Source organism: Actinokineospora guangxiensis, from assembly GCF_042657845.1.
Lineage (GTDB): Bacteria > Actinomycetota > Actinomycetes > Mycobacteriales > Pseudonocardiaceae > Actinokineospora > Actinokineospora guangxiensis.
In genome coordinates, this window is sequence record NZ_JBHSKF010000018.1 from 1 (window position 1) to 16708 (window position 16708).

General features: G+C 74.1%; 15 protein-coding genes. 9 read left to right on the forward strand and 6 right to left on the reverse strand.

Annotated features, from left to right (window positions below):
• The 4 genes from ACFPM7_RS26510 to ACFPM7_RS26525 form a co-directional block, all read left to right on the forward strand.
• On the forward strand, nt 1-1060 hold a 1060-nt coding region (locus tag ACFPM7_RS26510; RefSeq protein ID WP_378250516.1), incomplete at its 5' end, for a cytochrome ubiquinol oxidase subunit I.
• Between the two features lie 11 nt (nt 1061-1071).
• The gene (gene cydB / locus ACFPM7_RS26515; protein ID WP_378250517.1) at nt 1072-2079 is read left to right on the forward strand and encodes a cytochrome d ubiquinol oxidase subunit II; all 1008 of its coding nucleotides are present in this window, start codon (nt 1072-1074) and stop codon (nt 2077-2079) included.
• A complete protein-coding gene (cydD, locus tag ACFPM7_RS26520) occupies nt 2076-5339 on the forward strand; it encodes a thiol reductant ABC exporter subunit CydD (RefSeq protein ID WP_378250518.1) in 3264 nt (1087 codons plus the stop codon). The genes cydB and cydD overlap by 4 nt, the downstream gene beginning before the upstream one ends.
• A gap of 13 nt (nt 5340-5352) precedes the next feature.
• A complete protein-coding gene (locus ACFPM7_RS26525) occupies nt 5353-6471 on the forward strand; it encodes a GAF domain-containing sensor histidine kinase (RefSeq protein ID WP_378250519.1) in 1119 nt (372 codons plus the stop codon).
• Here the strand turns inward: ACFPM7_RS26525 and ACFPM7_RS26530 are convergent.
• The 3 genes from ACFPM7_RS26530 to ACFPM7_RS26540 form a co-directional block, all read right to left on the reverse strand.
• Nucleotides 6427-7083 (reverse strand): response regulator, encoded by a 657-nt coding sequence (locus tag ACFPM7_RS26530; RefSeq protein WP_378250700.1) that lies wholly within the window; start codon nt 7081-7083, stop codon nt 6427-6429. The genes ACFPM7_RS26525 and ACFPM7_RS26530 overlap by 45 nt on opposite strands.
• Nucleotides 7084-7090: 7 nt before the next feature.
• Nucleotides 7091-8017, reverse strand: a complete 927-nt coding sequence (gene coaA / locus ACFPM7_RS26535; RefSeq protein ID WP_378250520.1) for a type I pantothenate kinase — start codon at nt 8015-8017, stop codon at nt 7091-7093.
• 141 nt (nt 8018-8158) lie between these two features.
• Complete coding sequence (locus ACFPM7_RS26540) at nt 8159-8728, reverse strand: macro domain-containing protein (protein ID WP_378250521.1); 570 nt, start codon at nt 8726-8728, stop codon at nt 8159-8161.
• Nucleotides 8729-8838: 110 nt separating this feature from the next.
• Between ACFPM7_RS26540 and pheA the strand changes: the two genes are divergently transcribed.
• The 4 genes from pheA to ACFPM7_RS26560 are packed head-to-tail and all read left to right on the forward strand — an operon-like array spanning nt 8839 to nt 12194.
• The gene (gene pheA, locus ACFPM7_RS26545) at nt 8839-9747 is read left to right on the forward strand and encodes a prephenate dehydratase (protein WP_378250522.1); all 909 of its coding nucleotides are present in this window, start codon (nt 8839-8841) and stop codon (nt 9745-9747) included.
• Nucleotides 9744-10349, forward strand: coding sequence for a histidine phosphatase family protein (locus ACFPM7_RS26550; RefSeq protein WP_378250523.1), 606 nt, complete (start codon nt 9744-9746; stop codon nt 10347-10349). Before pheA ends, ACFPM7_RS26550 begins: the two co-directional genes overlap by 4 nt.
• A 58-nt stretch (nt 10350-10407) precedes the next feature.
• A complete protein-coding gene (locus tag ACFPM7_RS26555) occupies nt 10408-11388 on the forward strand; it encodes an ATP-binding cassette domain-containing protein (RefSeq protein ID WP_378250524.1) in 981 nt (326 codons plus the stop codon).
• Nucleotides 11388-12194, forward strand: a complete 807-nt coding sequence (locus tag ACFPM7_RS26560; RefSeq protein WP_378250525.1) for an ABC transporter permease — start codon at nt 11388-11390, stop codon at nt 12192-12194. Before ACFPM7_RS26555 ends, ACFPM7_RS26560 begins: the two co-directional genes overlap by 1 nt.
• A gap of 1 nt (nt 12195) precedes the next feature.
• Here ACFPM7_RS26560 and ACFPM7_RS26565 read toward each other — a convergent pair whose 3' ends face one another.
• On the reverse strand, nt 12196-13431 hold the full coding sequence (locus ACFPM7_RS26565; protein ID WP_378250526.1) for an MFS transporter: 1236 nt from the start codon (nt 13429-13431) through the stop codon (nt 12196-12198).
• A gap of 227 nt (nt 13432-13658) precedes the next feature.
• Between ACFPM7_RS26565 and ACFPM7_RS26570 the strand changes: the two genes are divergently transcribed.
• Complete coding sequence (locus ACFPM7_RS26570; RefSeq protein ID WP_378250527.1) at nt 13659-14318, forward strand: DUF4232 domain-containing protein; 660 nt, start codon at nt 13659-13661, stop codon at nt 14316-14318.
• Here ACFPM7_RS26570 and ACFPM7_RS26575 read toward each other — a convergent pair.
• Both ACFPM7_RS26575 and ACFPM7_RS26580 read right to left on the reverse strand, forming a co-directional pair.
• A complete protein-coding gene (locus ACFPM7_RS26575; RefSeq protein ID WP_378250528.1) occupies nt 14315-14956 on the reverse strand; it encodes a response regulator in 642 nt (213 codons plus the stop codon). The genes ACFPM7_RS26570 and ACFPM7_RS26575 overlap by 4 nt on opposite strands.
• Nucleotides 14953-16617 carry a sensor histidine kinase gene (locus ACFPM7_RS26580; protein WP_378250529.1) on the reverse strand — a complete coding sequence of 555 codons (1665 nt, stop codon included), beginning with the start codon at nt 16615-16617 and terminating at the stop codon, nt 14953-14955. Before ACFPM7_RS26580 ends, ACFPM7_RS26575 begins: the two co-directional genes overlap by 4 nt.
• Nucleotides 16618-16708 lie beyond the last annotated feature (91 nt).

Sequence of the window (16708 nt, forward strand, 5' to 3'; positions counted from 1 at the left end):
CATCCTGGCCGCGAACTCGTGGATGCAGCACCCGGTCGGGGTGGCGCTGGTCGACGGGAAGCCGGTGCTGACCTCGATCTGGGCGGTGCTGACCAACAACACCGCGCTGGCGGCGATCCCGCACACCGTCGCGGGCACCTTCGCCGTCGCCGGGTCGTTCCTGGTCGGCATCGCGGCGTGGCACCTGTGGCGCAAGCGCGAGACCGAGGACGAGGACCGGCCGGTCTGGCGCTCGTCGCTGAAGTTCGGCGGGTGGGTCTCGGCGGTCGCCTTCGCGGTGCTGGCGGTGACCGGCGACATCCAGGGCAAGCTGATGTTCGAGCAGCAGCCGATGAAGATGGCCGCCGCCGAGGCGCTGTGCCACACCGAGTCGCCCGCCGCGTTCTCCGTCTTCGCCATCGGCGACGTGACCCGGCCCGACTGCGAGAACGTCAAGTCCGTCACCGTGCCCGCGCTGCTGTCCTTCCTGGCGCACGGCGACTTCACCACCGAGGTGCGCGGCATCGAGGACCTGGTCGTGGAGTACCAGCAGAAGTACGGCGAGTTCTATCCGGTCGACGAGCGCCTCGGCGAGCTGTCCGGGCAGCCCATCGACTACGTGCCCAACCTGCCGGTCACCTACTGGGGCTTCCGCCTGATGATCGGCCTCGGCGCGCTGGGCACCGCCGTCGCGGTCTTCGCGCTCTGGGTGACCCGGCGTGGCCGCATCCCGGCGGGCCGGTGGTTCCCCCGGCTGGCGCTGGGCGCGATCGCGCTGCCGTTCGCGGCCAACAGCTTCGGCTGGATCTTCACCGAGATGGGCAGGCAGCCGTTCGTCGTCGTGCCGAATCCGACCGGTGTGGACGGTGTCTGGATGTACACCGCCAGAGCGGTCTCCGGGCTGTCGGTGGGCGAGGTGCTGGCCTCGCTGATCGCCCTGACCCTGGTCTACGCGGTGCTGGCCGCCGTGGAGGTCTTCCTCATCGCCAAGTACGTGCGCGGCGGGGTGGCCGGGGTGATGCCGCCGAAACCGGACAAGGGCAAAGACGAAGACACCGACGCGCTCGCGTTCGCCTACTGAGAAGGGGAGCCGTGGACCTCGCGCTGATCTGGTTCGTCGTGATCGCCCTGCTGTGGCTGGGCTACCTGTTCCTGGAGGGCTTCGACTTCGGCGTCGGCATGCTGCTCCCGGTGCTGGGGCGCGACAACACCGACCGCCGAGTCATGATCAACACGATCGGGCCGGTGTGGGACGGCAACGAGGTGTGGGTGATCGTCGCCGTCGGGGCGACCTTCGCCGCCTTCCCCGGCTGGTACGCCTCGCTGCTCAGCGCCGCCTACCTGCCGCTGCTGCTGGTGCTGCTCGGCCTGATCGGGCGCGGGGTTGCCTTCGAGTACCGGGGCAAGGTCGACTCCGACCGCTGGCGCGCCGCCTGGGACCGGGTCATCGTCATCGGCTCGTGGCTGCCCGCGCTCGGCTTCGGCCTGGTGCTCACCACCACGTTCCTCGGGCTGCCGCTGGACTCCGGCGGCCAGCGCGTCGGCTCGCCGTTCGCGGCGCTCACGCCCGCCTCGCTGCTGGGCGCGCTGGCGATCGCCGGGTTCTCGCTGGTGCACGGCGCGGCGTTCCTGGCGCTGAAGACCGACGGCCCGATCCGCTATCGGGCCCGCGCGCTGGCGCTGCGCCGGGGGCCGTTCGCGCTGCTGCCGCTGGGCGGGCTGCTGGCGCTCGTGCAGTGGGAGTCCGGCGAGGCGTGGACGTGGGCGCTGGCCGCGCTGGTCGCCGTCGCCGCCGCCGTGGCCTTCGCCCGGCTGCGGGCCGGCCGGGAGGGGCAGGCGTTCGCCGCGCTGGGCGCGGTGATCGCGCTGTCGGTGGCCGCGCTGTTCGGCGCGCTCTACCCCGACGTCCTTCCCTCCACACTGGACCCCGCCTGGTCGCTGACGGTGGCGGGCGCCGCCGCCAGTCCCTACGCCCTGGAGGTCATGAGCTGGGTGGCCCTGTTCGGCACCCCCGCCGTGCTGATCTACCAGGGCTGGACCTACTGGGTGTTCCGCCGCCGCGTGAGCGCGGCCCAGATCCCGCCGGTGCACGTGCCATGAGCGCCGCACCGGCGACAGACCGGCCCCGGGTACCTGTCAATCCCGCCGATCACCCCCGGGGCAGGGGTCCGCTCGGCGCGCTGCCGGAGTTGTCTCCGTCGGCGCGCCGGGCGCTGACCCTCAGCGGCGTGCTCGCCGTGCTGACGGCGGGCGCGCTGGTCGCTCAGGCGTGGGCCCTGGCATCGGCGCTGGCCTCGGTCGTGGCGGGCGCGGGGGCGCCCGCCGGGTGGCTGATCGCGGTGGGGGTCGCGGTCGCCGCCCGGTCGCTGCTCGGGTGGGCGACGCAGGTCGTGTCCGCCCGCGCGGCGGCGGGCGCCAAGGCCGAGCTGCGCGCGGTGCTGCTGGACCGCTCGCTGGCCGCGGGCCCGGAGTGGGTCGGGCGGCGCGGGCCCGCCGAGCTGACCGCGCTGGCCACCCGCGGCCTCGACGCCCTCGACGCCTACTTCGGCACCTTCCTCCCGTCGCTGGTGACCGCGGTGGCCACGCCGCTGGGCGTCGGCGCGGTGATCCTGCTCGTGGACTGGCCCTCGGCGGTCGTCGTCGCGCTGACCGTGCCGCTGATCCCGCTGTTCGCCATCCTCATCGGCAAGCACACCGCCGACCGCGCCGCCGACTCCGCCGAGGCCTCCGAGCGGCTCTCCGGGCGGCTGCTGGAACTGGTGCGCGCGCTGCCCGTGCTGGCCGCCTTTGGTCGCGACCGCGCCCAGGAGCGGACCGTGCGCGCGGTGTCCGAGGCGCACCGCAGGAGCACCGTCGGCGTGCTGCGGGTCGCGTTCTCCTCGGCACTGGCCCTGGAGCTGATCGCCACGCTGTCGGTCGCGCTGGTGGCCGTGGTCATCGGACTGCGCCTGGTCTCCGGGGACCTGACGCTGCTGGTCGGGCTGTTCGTGCTCATCGTCGTGCCCGAGTGCTACCTGCCGCTGCGCGCCGCTGGCGCGGCCTACCACGCCTCGGAGGACGGTCTGGAGGCCGTGCGCCGCGTCGCCGCGCTGCCCGTGGCCCGACCGGGCGGGACCGTCCAGGTGGACACCTTCGCCGAGGTGGCCGTCGAGGGCGTGGGGGTGCGCAGGCGCGACGGGTGGGCGCCGGAGGACGCGTCGTTCACGTTGCGGCCCGGCGAGGTCGTCCGGCTGGACTCGCCCAGCGGGGCGGGCAAGTCGACGCTGTTCGGGGTGCTGCTCGGGTTCGTCCGGCCCGACCGCGGCCGGGTGCTGGTCGACGGGGTGCCGCTGGCGGAGCTGGACCCGGCGGCGTGGCGTCGGCTGGTGGCGTGGGTGCCGCAGAAGCCGGTGTTCGCCTGCGCCGTGGTCGCCGATGAGATCGGCCCGCTGCCGCGCGGCGAGCTGCTGGTCGCGGCCCGCTCCATCGCCGCGGAGCACCTGCTGGAGCGGCGCGTGGACAGCCTCTCCGCGGGCGAGCGCCAGCGCGTGGCCGTGCTGCGGGCGCTGGTCCGCCGCGACGTGCGGCTGCTGCTGCTGGACGAGCCCACCGCCCACCTGGACCGGGCGACCGCCGCGCTGGTCATGCGCGCGGTGTCCCGCCTGGCCGGGCGCGGCGTGGCGGTGCTCATCGCCGCGCACACCACCGCCGTGGGGGCGGGGGAGGTCGGCGCGGCGGTCGCCGTCGAGGAGCTGCCGAGCGCGGGGGAGGCGCCGGGCAGGCTGCGCGAGCTGCTGACCCCGCGCGCGGTCGGCGGAGCCCTGCTCGGGGCCGTCGCGCTGGCCAGCGGGGTGGCGCTGACGGCGCTGTCGGCCTGGCTGATCGCCCGCGCCTCGCAGCAGCCCGCGCTGCTGGTGCTGTCGGTGGCGATCGTCGGCGTGCGCACCTTCGGCTTGGCGCGCGCCGTGCTGCGCTACCTGGAGCGCCTGGTCAGCCACGACGCCGCCCTGCGCACCGCCACCGCCCTGCGCGCCGATCTCTGGGCCGCGCTCGTGCGGCGCGGACCCGCCAGGGCGCTGCGCTCCGGCGAGGGGCTGCGCCGGATCGTCGACGACGTCGACACCGTGCGCGACCTCGCGCCGCGCGTGCTCGCCCCGCCGGTCGTCGCCGCGGGCGTCGTGCTCGCCGCGCTCGCCGTGCAGACCGCGATGGTCCCGGCCGCCGGGGCCGTCCTCGCCGCCGCCGTGCTCGTCGCCGGGCTCCTCGCGCCGCTGGCCACGCTGCTGGCCGAGCGCCGGGCCAGCGCCGCGCTCGCCGAGTCCCGCCGCGCCGTCGCCGACCGCGTCCTGTCCCTGCTGGAGGGCAGCGCCGACCTCATCGCCCACGGCCGCGACACCGGCCGCCGCGTCGAACTGGCCCGCCTCGACGCCGAGCTGACCGCCCGCGCCCGCGGGCAGGCGTTCGGCGCGGGGCTCGGCCAGGCGCTGGTCACCCTCGCCCTCGGGATCGCCGCCGCGGTCTCGACCGGGCTGGCCGCCGGGGCCATCGATCCCGTCTTCGTGCCGATCGTCGCCCTGGTCCCGCTGGCCGTCGCCGAGGCGCTGACGCCGCTGACCACCGCCGCCACCCACCTGGCCCCGCTGCGCGCCGCGCACACCCGCGTCGCCGCCCTGCGCGCCGCACCGCCGGAGCCGGTGCCGCCGCCGCAGGCGTGCACCGGGGTGCGGCTCGTCGCGCCCGAGCTGCGCTGGCCCAGCAGCACCGCGCCCGCGCTGCGCGGGGTGGACCTGCGCGTCCCGCCGGGCGCCAGGGTCGCCGTCGTCGGGCCGTCGGGCTCGGGCAAGTCGACGCTGGTCGCCGCGCTCCTCGGCTTCCTGCCCGCCCAGGTCCTGGCCCGCCCGGCCACCGTCGCCTGGGCCCCGCAGGACCCCGTCCTGGTGTCCACCTCGGTCCGGGAGAACCTGCGCATGGCCGACCCGCACGCCGACGACGACCGCCTGCGCGCCGCCCTCGCCGACGCCTGCCTGCCCGACTTCGACCTCGACGCCCTGGCCACCGCGGTCTCCGGCGGCGAGGCGCAGCGCATCGCCGTCGCCCGCGCCCTGCTCGCCGACGCCGACCTGGTCGTCCTGGACGAACCCACCGCGCACCTGGACGAGCCGACGGCCGAGGCGCTGCTGGCCCGCCTCGGCGAGCGGCTGGCGGGCCGCGTCACCGTCCTGGTGACCCACCGCCCGGCCGAGGCCGCGACCGCCGACGTGGTCATTGAGGTGAAAGACGGCGAGGTGAAAGACGGCGAGGTGACGGACGGCGAGGTGAGGGACGGCGAGGTGAGGGACGGCACCGTTCGGACAACCGGCTCGGTGGCGGGGAGGGCCTAGCCTGGTGCCGACCATGGACCCCACGCTGGCCGCCCGCACCCTCACCGCGTCCACCGAGATCGCCACCGCCGCGCTGGCGGGCGACGACCCGGACGCGGTCATCGGGCTGGTCGTGCGCAGCGCCGCCGCGCTCGTCGGGGCCGACCTCGGCCTGGTCATGGCGCTCGGCGAGGACGGGCTGATGACCGTCGAGGCCGCGCACGGCGCGCAGATCCCGCTGGGGCTGGTGCTCTCGGCGCGCTCCTCGGCGGCGCGGGTGGCCCGCGGCGGGGTGCCGATCGTGGCCGACGACGTCACCACCGACCCGCGCACCTCCCCGTACGTCCCCCGCGAACTCCAGGGCTACGGCCCGTTCGCCGCCGCCCCCTTCGGCACCCGCGAGCGGCGCCTCGGCGCGCTGACGGTCTACCGCAGGCGCGGCGCCACGCCGTTCTCCCCGGCGGAGGTGGAGGTGCTGACCGCCTTCGCCGCGCAGGCCGGGCTGGTGCTGGTGCTGGCCGAGGGCGCGACCGCCCGCAGGCGCGTCGGGGTCTACGAGGAGCGCGAGCGCATCGCCCGCGACCTGCACGACGTCATCGTGCAGCGGCTCTACGCCGCCGGGATGCAGCTGGACCTGCTCACCCGCCGCCCGGCCCGCAGGCTCGCCAAGGCCGACGCCGCCCGCGTCGCCGAGGTCATCGACCAGCTCGACACCGCCATCGCCGACGTCCGCGCCGTTGTGCGCACGCTGCGCAGCCCCGATCCGGAGGAGCCCGCCGCCGACCTGGCCGAGTCCGTCGCCGCCGAGGTCGCCACCGCGCGCGAGCTGCTGGGGTTCACCCCGTCGCTGGACATCGTCGGCGACATCCGCGACCTGCCCGCCGGGATCGCCGACAACGCCCGCGCCGCCCTGCGCGAGGCGCTGTCCAACGTCGTGCGGCACGCCGGGGCCATGCGGGTCACCGTGCACCTGCGCCGCGACCCCGGGCGGCTGCGGCTGACCGTGGCCGACGACGGCTGCGGCATCCCGCAGGGCGTCAGCCGCCGCGGCCTGCGCAATCTGACCGACCGCGCGGAGAAGCTGGGCGGGCGCTGCGCCGTGCGCTCCTCACCGCGCTCCGGGACCACCGTGACCTGGGAGGTTCCCGTCTGAGCGGCGGGCGAACCAGGCCACCGCCTGGGTCCTGCGCTGCATGCCCAGCTTCGCCAGCACCGAGGTCACGTAGTTCTTGACCGTCTTCTCGGCCAGGAACAGCCGCTCGGCGATCTGCCGGTTCGACAGGCCCTCGCCCATCAGCTCCAGCACCTCGCGCTCGCGCTCGGTCATCGAGCCCAGCTCGTCGGCGGCCGAGCGGCGCATCCGCTCCAGCACCCGCGCGGTCGTCACCGGGTCCAGCAGCGAGCGGCCCGCGGCCACCTCGCGCACCGCGGTGATCAGGTCCTGGCCCCTGACCTGCTTGAGTAGGTACCCGGCCGCGCCCGCCATGATGGCCTCGACCAGGGCGTTCTCGTCGTCGAAGGCGGTCAGCACCAGGCAGTGCGGCGGTGTCGGCAGCGAGCGCAGCGACCGGCACAGCGACACCCCGTCGCCGTCGGGCAGGCGTACGTCGACCACCGCGACGTCGGGAGTCTCGGCGTTCGCCCTGACCAGCGCCTCGGCGACCGAGCCCGCCTGCGCGACGACCTCGATGCCCGGCTCGCCGTCGAGCAGGTCGCGCAGCCCGCGCCGCACCACCTCGTGGTCGTCGACCAGCAGCACCCGGATCACGGTTCTAGAGCTTACGGAGCCGCACGCGCGAGATCCGGTGGTCGGAGCCCTTGCGCAGCACCAGCGTCGCCCTCGGCCGCGTCGGCAGGATGTTGGAGACCAGGTTGGGCTCGTTGATCCGCTTCCACAGCGCCTCGGCCTCGTCGCGGGCCTCGCCGTCGGAGAGGGCGGCGTAGTGGTGGAAGTGCGAGGTCGGGTCGGCGAAGGCGGTGGTCCGCAGCGCCAGGAACCGCTCGATGTACCAGCGCTCGATGTCCTCGGTGTGGGCGTCGACGTAGACGGAGAAGTCGAACAGGTCCGACACCGCCAGCCGCGGGCCCGGCTGCAGGACGTTGAGGCCCTCCACGATCAGGATGTCCGGCCTGCGCACCACCTGCTCCTCGTCGGGCAGGATGTCGTAGGCCAGGTGCGAGTAGACCGGCGCGCGGACCTCCTCGGCGCCGGACTTGACCTCGGAGACGAAGCGCAGCAGCCCGCGCCGGTCGTAGCTCTCCGGGAAGCCCTTGCGGCTCATCAGCCCGCGGCGCAGCAGTTCGGCGCGCGGGTAGAGGAAGCCGTCGGTGGTGACCAGGTCGACGTGCGGGTGGTCGGGCCAGCGGGCCAGCAGCGTGCGCAGCAGGCGCGCGGTGGTCGACTTGCCGACGGCCACGCTGCCCGCGATGCCGATGATGAACGGGACCTTGGAGCCGGGCTCGCCGAGGAACGCCGTGGTGGTCTCGTGCAGCCGCTGGCGGGCCTCGACCTGCAGGGAGATCAGGCGCGAGAGCGGCAGGTAGACGTCGACCACCTCGGCCAGGTCGACCGGGTCGCCGAGGCCGCGCAGCCGGACGAGCTCCTCCAGCGTCAGCGGCAGCGGGGTGTTCTTGCGCAGCTCACGCCACTGTTCGCGGCGGAGTTCGACGTACGGGCTCAGCTCGCGGACCCGTGCCATGTCACTCCTCGCGGGCGGTTTGTCTGCGTACCGCGTCAAGGTAGGCGCTCCACCGGGGTTTGTGGTGTGACGGAATACACCGTTCGAGTGTGGCGCACGCAACGTGGACGCGAGGATCGAGAAGGCGGTAGTCCCGGGGAACTAGTCCCCGAACGTCTCGTCCCACGCGGCGGCGACCTGCCGCGCGCAGGTGCTCGCCGACACCCCGCCGACCCCGGTGCCCAGGCCTGGCATGGCCAGCGTGCGCACGCCGTCGCGAATGGGGGTCCCGCTGTCGAAGACCCCGTCGCGCCACAGGCGGAACACCGCGCGCGCGGCCAGGAACGGGTGCACGGTGTCCGGGGGCAGCACGGTCGAGGGCTCGCGCATGGTCGGCGCGCTGATGAGCCAGCGCGGGCTCGCCGCCCCGGTCGCCACGACCAGCGCCTCGCCGACCGGCAGCTCGCCGCCGTGGAAGGCCAGGACCGCGCTGCGCACGGACTCCTCGACGCGGGGGAAGGAGCGGGCGTAGACGCCGTCGATGCCGCCGCGCATCCAGCCGTAGGAGTTGGCGGGGGAGACCACGGCCTGGGCGTCGACGTCGAGCACCGAGCCGCGGTGCACCCGCACCCTCGGCCGCGACACCGACTCCCACGCCGAGGCGAGGGGCTCGTCGACCGCGCACAGCACCAGGTCGAGCGTGTCAGCCTGCGCGCGCGCCGTCCCGGTCACGCCGCCAGCATGTCACCACCACCAGTCGGGTGGTAACCGCTGTTCGGCAACGTGCTGGTGTCCACCACGACACGAACGGGTCTCCGCCGGGCGACCGATAGGGTGGGCGGGTGCCGCGCATCGCCTACTTCGGACCCCAGGGCACCTTCACCGAGCAAGCCGCCCGCGCGTTCGACGCCCAGGCCGAATTGGTGCCGCACCCGACCATCCCGCTCGCCGTCGCCGCCGTGCGCGCGGGCGAGGCCGACTTCGCCTGCGTCCCGGTGGAGAACTCGGTGGAGGGCGCGGTCTCGGCGACGATGGACGCGCTCGCCGTGGACGAGCCGGTCGTGGCCGTCGCCGAGCACGTCCTGCCGATCCGCTTCACCGTGCTGACCCGCCCCGGCACGACCGAGGTCGCCACCGTCGCCAGCCACCCGCACGCCCTCGCCCAGGTCCAGGGCTGGCTGGCCGAGCACCTGCCGGGCGCGGCCCAGCTCGCCGCGAACTCGACCGCGGCGGCCGCGGTGGGCGTCCTTGAGGGCCGCTACGACGCCGCCGTCACCGCGCCCGTCGCCGCCGCGCACTACCCGCTGGCCGAACTGGCCTCCGACATCGCCGACGAGCGCGACGCCGTCACCCGCTTCCTGCTGCTGAGCAGGCTCACCCAGGCCCCCGAGCCGACCGGCGCCGACCGCACCAGCGTGCTGGCCGTCGTCGCCCACCAGCCCGGCGAGCTGCAGAACCTGCTGGCCGAACTCGCCCTGCGCGGCATCAACCTCTCCCGCATCGAGTCCCGCCCGCTGCGCGGTCGCTTCGGGGAGTACCGCTTCTACCTCGACTTCGACGGCCACATCGCCGAACCCCGCGTCGGCGACGCCTTGGCCGCCCTGCACCGGCGCAGCCAGCAGGTCCGCTTCCTCGGCTCCTACCCGAAGGCGGACGCCGCGTCCTCGGCCGCCCCCGCGGGCCACCGCGCCGAGGACCACCACTCGTCCGCGGCCTGGCTGGCCTCGCTGCGCTCCGGCGGCGCGGAGTGACCCGGCTGCTGCTGGTCCGCCACGGCCAGACCCCGTCCAACGTCAAGCACATCCTGGACTCGGCCCCGCCCGGTCCCTCGCTCACCGCGTTGGGCCGCGAGCAGGCCGACCTGCTGGCCGAGCGCACCGCCGAGGACCCCATCAGCGCCGTCTACGCCAGCGTCGCCACCCGCGCGCAGGAGACGGCCACCCCGATGGCCCGGCGCAGGAACCTCGGCGTCACCGTCCTCGGCGGCATCCACGAGGTGCAGGCCGGAGACCTGGAAGGCCGCAACGACCCCGAGGCGCTGGCCGCCTTCGTCGAGGTCTACCGGGGCTGGACCGAGGGCGCGCTGCACGTGGCCATGCCCGGCGGCGAGACCGGCGCGGCCATCCTGGAGCGCTTCACCGCCGACATCGACCACCTGCGCGAGAGCCACCCGGACGAGCTGGTCGCGGTCGTCTCCCACGGCGGGCTGATGCGCCTGGGCGCCGAGGTGCTGGCCGACAACGTCGGCCCGCAGCTGGCCAACGCCGGGCTGATCCCGAACACCGGCCACATCCTGCTGGAGAGCACCGGGCGCGGGTGGCACTGTCTGGAGTGGACCGGCGTCCGCCTGTAGGTCCGCGCCGGGGGAAATGGCAGGCGGGCTGTCGGGCGGCGGGTCTACCCTGCCCGGCATGTCATCGGTAGCGGTTCGCGCCGAGGGGCTGGTGAAGACCTTCGGGTCGACACGGGCGCTCGACGGCGTCGACCTGGAGATTCCCACCGGGACCGTGCTGGGGTTGTTGGGCCCGAACGGGGCGGGCAAGACGACAGCGGTACGGATTCTGACCACACTTCTGCGCCCCGACGCGGGCCGGGCGTTCGTCGCCGGGCACGACGTCGTCGCCGACCCGCAGGCGGTGCGCCGGTCCATCGGGCTGTCCGGCCAGTACGCGGCCGTCGACGAGAACCTGACGGGCACGGAGAACCTGTACATGGTCGGCAGGCTGTACGGCCTCAACCGCGCCGACGCGCAGGCGCGGGCGAAGGAGCTGATCGGGCGCTTCCGGCTGACCGACGCCGCCGACCGCCCCTCGCGCACCTACTCCGGCGGCATGCGCCGCAGGCTGGACCTCGCGGGCGCGCTGGTCGCCGAGCCGCTGGTGGTCGTGCTGGACGAGCCGACCACCGGTCTGGACCCGCGCGGGCGCATGGACACCTGGGAGGTGATCGGCGAGCTGGTCTCCGACGGCGCGACAGTGCTGCTGACCACCCAGTACCTGGAGGAGGCCGACCAGCTCGCCGACGAGATCCTGGTGGTCGACCGGGGCAAGGTCATCGCCCAGGGCTCGGCCGACCAGCTCAAGGCCGGGGTCGGCGGGGAGCGGCTGGACATCGTCGTGGCCGACGCCGCGCACCTGGCCGCCGCGCGGGCCGCGCTCACCGCGGTCGGCGTCGGGGAGCCCGTGGTGGACGAGCACCAGCGCCGCGTGTCGGTGAAGGTCGAGGCCGGGCCCAAGGCGCTGATCGAGGCGCTGCGCGCGCTCGACCGCGACAGCGTCGGCGTGCTCGACGTCGGCCTGCACCGCCCGACCCTGGACGACGTCTTCCTCGCCCTGACCGGCCACACCGCCGAAGAGGCCGAGCCCGCCGAGAAGAAGAGGGGGAAGGGCTGATGGCCGTGCTGACCACCAGCTTCCGCGACGGCGGAGTCGTCACCTGGCGCAACCTGATGAACGTGCGCCGCCAGCCCGACCTGCTGCTCAGCGCCACGATCCAGCCGATCATGTTCGTGCTGCTGTTCGCCTACGTGTTCAGCGGCAGCATCGGCCCCGACCCGGCGGCCTACCGGGAGTTCCTGATGGGCGGCATCTTCGCCCAGACGGTCGCCTTCAACGCCGCGTTCACCACCATCGGCATGGCGTCGGACCTGTCCAAGGGCGTGATCGACCGCTTCCGCTCGCTGCCGATGTCGCGCTCGGCGGTGCTGATGGGCCGCACGGTGGCCGACCTCGGGGTGTCGGTCATCGGCCTGGTCGTGATGACGGCGTGCGGGTTCATCGTCGGCTGGCGCATCCGCGGCAGCGTCCTCGACGCGCTGATCGGCTTCGGCCTGATCCTGCTGTTCGCCTTCGCCATGTCGTGGATCGGGGCGTGGGTGGGGATGATCTCGGGAAACCTGCAGGTGGCGCAGAGCGCGGGTCTGATCTGGATGTTCCCGTTCGCCTTCATCTCCTCGGCGTTCGTCTCCGCGTCCTCGATGCCCGGCATCCTGAAGAACATCGCGGAGTGGAACCCGATGACCGCGGTGGCCGACGCCGCGCGCCGGCTCTTCGGCAACGCGCGGCCGGGCAACCTGGCCGTGTCCGACGCCTGGCCCGCCCAGAACCCGGTGCTGTGGTCGCTGATCTCGTGCGCGCTGATCCTGGCGATCTTCGTGCCGCTGTCGGTGGCGAAGTACCGCAAGGTCGCCAGCAAATAGCTCAGGCGGTCTCGCTGACCGGCTCGCCGTTGAGGGAATCGACCTCGGCGGCGTGCCGGTCCAGCGCGATCCAGACGAAGCCGCCCAGCAGGATCTGCAACGCGCCGGAGACGCCGAACACCGCGCGGGTGCCGAGCCAGTCGGCCAGCAGGCCGCCGAGCAGCGCGCCGACCGGGATCGCGCCCCACACCACGGTGCGCCACACGCCCAGCACCCGGCCGAACAGGTGCTCGGGGACGAGCGCGCCGCGCAGCGCACCCAGGATCACGTTGATCACCACGACGGCGGCGGCGAACAGGCCGAACAGGCCGCTGGCGAGGATCGGGTCGCGCACGATCGACATCAGGCCGAAGCCCAGGCCGCAGAACCCGGTGGCCAGGGTGAGCACGGTGCGCCGGGAGATCCGCCTGGTCAGCCGCGGCGCCAGCCACGCGCCCAGGAGCCCGCCGACGCCGCCGACGAGGGCGAAGAGGCCGAACGCGGCCGGGGTCAGCCCGAGGTCCTCCACGGCGTAGAGCACCAGCAGCGCCTGGGCCAGCTCGGAGGTGAGCGCCACGGACGCGGCGATGATCACCAGCCGCACCATCAGCGCGTTGCCGCGCAGCCAGCGCAGGCCCTCGGTCAGTTGCACGCGCAGCGGGGCCGCCGCGGCGTCGATGGCGGCCTTGGGCTTGTAGCGGCCGTGCAGCAGCACCAACAGCACCGCGGCGATGGCGAACCCGGCGGAGTTGAGCAGGAACGGCAGCGCGGCGAACACCGCGAAGGTGAGGCTGCCCAGCGGTCCGCCGAGGAATGTCTGCCCCACGATCTCTACGCTCTGCAACTTGCCGTTTGCAGATTCCAGCCCGTTGCGTTCCACGACGGCCGGAATGAGTGCTTGGGCGGCACTGTCCGCGACCGTCTCGACGGTGCCGAGAACGAGCGCGAACGCGTAGAGCAGCCAGATGGTCGTGGCGTCGGCGAGGACGAGCACGGCGAGCCCGCCGACGATCACCGCGCGCGCGGCGTTGGCCAGCAGCATGGCCTTGCGCCGGTCGACGCGGTCCAGGAGGACGCCGGTGATCAGGGAGAACAGCAGCCAGGGCAGGAAGGCGGTCGCGGACAGGCCGGCGATGAGGACGGGGTCACGGGTGACGCTCACGGCGAGCAGCGGGAAGGCGACCTTGCCGATCCCGTCCCCCAGGTTGGACAAGGCGCTCGATCCGAGCAGCCAGACCAGCCGGTTGTCCTTTGCCACTACCTCACCCCGTGAGCACGAAAGGTAATCGTGCTTCCCCAGCGCCCGCCATGATTGCGGACGCTACTGTCTGCACATGGGGCGTCACCACCCCCGAACGGGCGGCAATTCTTCACAACAACCAAAGATGAGTGTGAATCGGGGTACGCCGCTCCGGTGGCGCGACGTTGATCGTTGTCGCATTGTGGAGCGGGGAAGAAAAGCGGCAACGAATCGGGGAGGGTGCCATGCGGGTGCGGTTGATCGGGATCATCGGCCTGCTGAGCCTGGCCGCGGCCTGCGGGGGGTCGCCGCCGGTCCAGGAAGCGGGGTCCACCCCGAGCGCCAACACCACCGCGAACCCGACCGCGAACCCGACCGCGACCAGCGCGGAACCACCCGCGACGAGCGCGCAGAACTCATCGCCCACCGCCGAGACCTCGCCCGCGCCCACCGCCACCGGTGACCCGACGGAGGCCGCGGCGCCCACCGACTGCAAAGCCGCGGAGCTGTCACTGGCGGTGAAGGACGAGTCCGGGGCGGCGGGCACCGTCTACCGCAACCTCGTCTTCACCAACAAGGGCAAGCGCACCTGCACCATGCAGGGCTTCCCGGGTGTGTCCTACGTCGCAGGCGACGACGGGCACCAGGTTGGCCCCGCCGCCTACCGCGACGGCACCAAGGGCGCGGCGGTGACCCTCAAGCCGGGTGGCGCGGCGGTCGCGCCCGTCGGGTTCGTCAACGTCCGCAACTACGACTCGGCGGTGTGCAAGCCGACCGAGGTGCGCGGCCTGCGGGTCTACCCGCCGCACGACACGGCGTCGATGTTCGTCGCGGTCACGGGCCTGGGCTGCGCGGGCAACCCGCCCGGCAACCAGCTGGTCGTGAAGACCGTCATCAAGGGCTAGTTCATCAGGCCGTTGCGCCAGGCCCACGCGGCGACCTCGACGCGGTTGCGCGCGCCGATCTTGCCCTGGACGGCGGCCAAGTGCGTCTTCACCGTCGAGAGCGACATGAACAGCTCCGCGCCGATCTCGGTGTTGGTCAGCCCGCGCGCGGCGGCCTTGACCACGTCGTTCTCCCGGTCGGTCAGCTCGCCCGCCGCCGGGTCGGTGGCCCTCGGCCCGGAGAAGTGGCGCAGCAGCCGCACGGTGATCTGCGGGGAGACCAGGGCGTCGCCGCGCACGGCCGCGCGGATCGCCTCCAGCAGCAGCGCCGGGCCCGCGTCCTTGAGCAGGAAGCCGGACGCGCCGTTGGCCAGCGCCGTGTGCACGTACTCGTCGAGGTCGAAGGTGGTCACCACGACCACCCGCAGCGGGTCGGCGACGTCGGGCCCGGCCAGGGTCCTGGTCACCGCCAGCCCGTCCATGCCGGGCATGCGGATGTCGAGCAGGCACACGTCCGGGCGCAGCTCGCGGGCCCTGGCCACGGCCGAGACCCCGTCGGGCACGTCGGCGACGACCTCCATGTCGTCCTGGGTCTCCAGGATCATCCGGAACCCGGCGCGCACCATCTCCTGGTCGTCGGCGATCAGCACGCGGATCACAGGCGGTCCTTCCTGAGGGGGAATCGGGCGTCGACTGTCCAGCCCGCGTGGTCACCCGGGCCCGCGCTGAACGTGCCGCCCAGCAGTTCGACGCGTTCGCGCATGCCCACGAGACCGTAGCCGCCGGAGCCGCCCGGCGGTCGGACCCTGGCCGCGGCCGCGTCGTCGCTCACCCGCACGCGCAGTTCGCCGCCGGTCTCGCCGCCGACCGGCTCGATGCTCACGAGCACCCGCTCGGCGTCGGCGGCGTGCTTGGTCACGTTGGTCAGCGCCTCCTGCACGATGCGCAGCACGGTGCGCCCGGCCTCCGGTGGCAGCGTGTCCGGCAAGGACAGTTGCAAGTGGACTTCCGGGCCGGTGTAGCCCTCGACCACGGCGCGCAGGTCGGCTTCCAGGTCGGCGGTCGCGGCGTCGGCGGCGCCGGAGTCCCCGGCCTGCGCGCCGCGCATGCTGCCGACGAGCATCCGCATCGCCGCCAGCGCCTCGGTGCCGCTGCGCTCGATGCGCCCCAGTGCCTCGGCTGTCCTCACCGGGTCGGCGACCAGCTGCGCGGCCTGGGCCTGCACGACGATCCCGGTCACGTGGTGGGCGACGACGTCGTGCAGCTCGCGGGCCAGCGCCATCCGCTCGGCCTGCTGCGCCCCGGTGACCGCGACGCGCACGGACTGGTTGCGGGCCCGGTCGCGCGAGCCGAAGTACTGCCCGGTGGCGACGGCGACCAGCAGCAGGAGCAGCGCGGTGAGCAGCAGGTCGCGGTCGGGCATGCCGCGGGTGCCGGTCATGAGGGCGATCACGGCGAGCAGGTCGGCCCCGACGAGGGCGACCACGCTGACCGTGGCGCGGGTGCGGTCGGCGTAGCGCACGACGTAGGCGACCAGCACCATGTGCGCGCCGATGATCGTGAAGGGCGGCTGCCAGTAGATCGGCCTGACCTCGACGACCTGGGCGAGCAGCACGACCGCGGCCGCGGCCATCAGCACGATGCCCGCCGCCGTCAGCGTCCAGCGCACCGGGTCGCGCGGGCCCAGCACCGCGCACAGCGCCGTCGCCGCGGCGGCCAGCAGCGGCAGCGCCGCGTACAGGCGCAGATCCTCGATGTCCACCGTGGTCCCGGCGTCGACCATCATGGTCAGCGCCAAGGCCAGCGCCACCGGCCACTGCGCGCGCAGGAACTGCCGCAGCGGCGAGTCCCCGCGCCCCAGCCGCAGCGCCGCCCCGGTCCCGATGGACACCACCAGACCGACGGGCAGCCAGTCCGCCTCCAAGTACCAGGACGACGACCGCAGCAGCACCGACAGCGCGGCCGCGCCCAGCAGCACGATCACCCCCAGCACCGCCACCACCCGCGACGCGCGCCAGACCACCACCGCGATCAGCGCCATCCCGGCCAGCGCCTCGGCGGCCGAGAACCCCATCAGCGTGGCCGACCCGAACCCGCTGACCCCCAGCCACCACAGCGCCGCCGAGGTCGCCACCACCGCGCCCGCGCCGGCCAGCGCGCCCAGCACCGGCTGGTACAGCGCGAGGAACACGGCCGCGACCAGCGGCAGCGGGAGCAGCAGGGTCGGCGCGCCGTGCCCGGTGTTGGTCGCCAGGTCGAACAGGTACGCGACAGCCAGCAGCCCCGCCATCCAGCGGCGCACAGTCGCAACGGTGTCCATGGCAGCACACGCTATTGCGGCAGGCCCCCGTCCGCCTCGTCCGTCCGGCGCGCGCGCATCGGCCGATCGGCCAGGGTCGGCGCCGCCCGCG

Bases quoted from the DNA above. Each gene is read 5' to 3' on its own strand.
- coaA (WP_378250520.1), bottom strand. From the start codon at position 8,017: ATGGCACGGGTCCGCGAGCTGAGCCCGTACGTCGAACTCCGCCGCGAA.
- ACFPM7_RS26555 (WP_378250524.1), top strand. From the start codon at position 10,408: ATGTCATCGGTAGCGGTTCGCGCCGAGGGGCTGGTGAAGACCTTCGGG.
- ACFPM7_RS26560 (WP_378250525.1), top strand. From the start codon at position 11,388: ATGGCCGTGCTGACCACCAGCTTCCGCGACGGCGGAGTCGTCACCTGG.
- ACFPM7_RS26525 (WP_378250519.1), top strand. From the start codon at position 5,353: ATGGACCCCACGCTGGCCGCCCGCACCCTCACCGCGTCCACCGAGATC.
- cydD (WP_378250518.1), top strand. From the start codon at position 2,076: ATGAGCGCCGCACCGGCGACAGACCGGCCCCGGGTACCTGTCAATCCC.
- ACFPM7_RS26580 (WP_378250529.1), bottom strand. From the start codon at position 16,617: ATGGACACCGTTGCGACTGTGCGCCGCTGGATGGCGGGGCTGCTGGCT.
- ACFPM7_RS26570 (WP_378250527.1), top strand. From the start codon at position 13,659: ATGCGGGTGCGGTTGATCGGGATCATCGGCCTGCTGAGCCTGGCCGCG.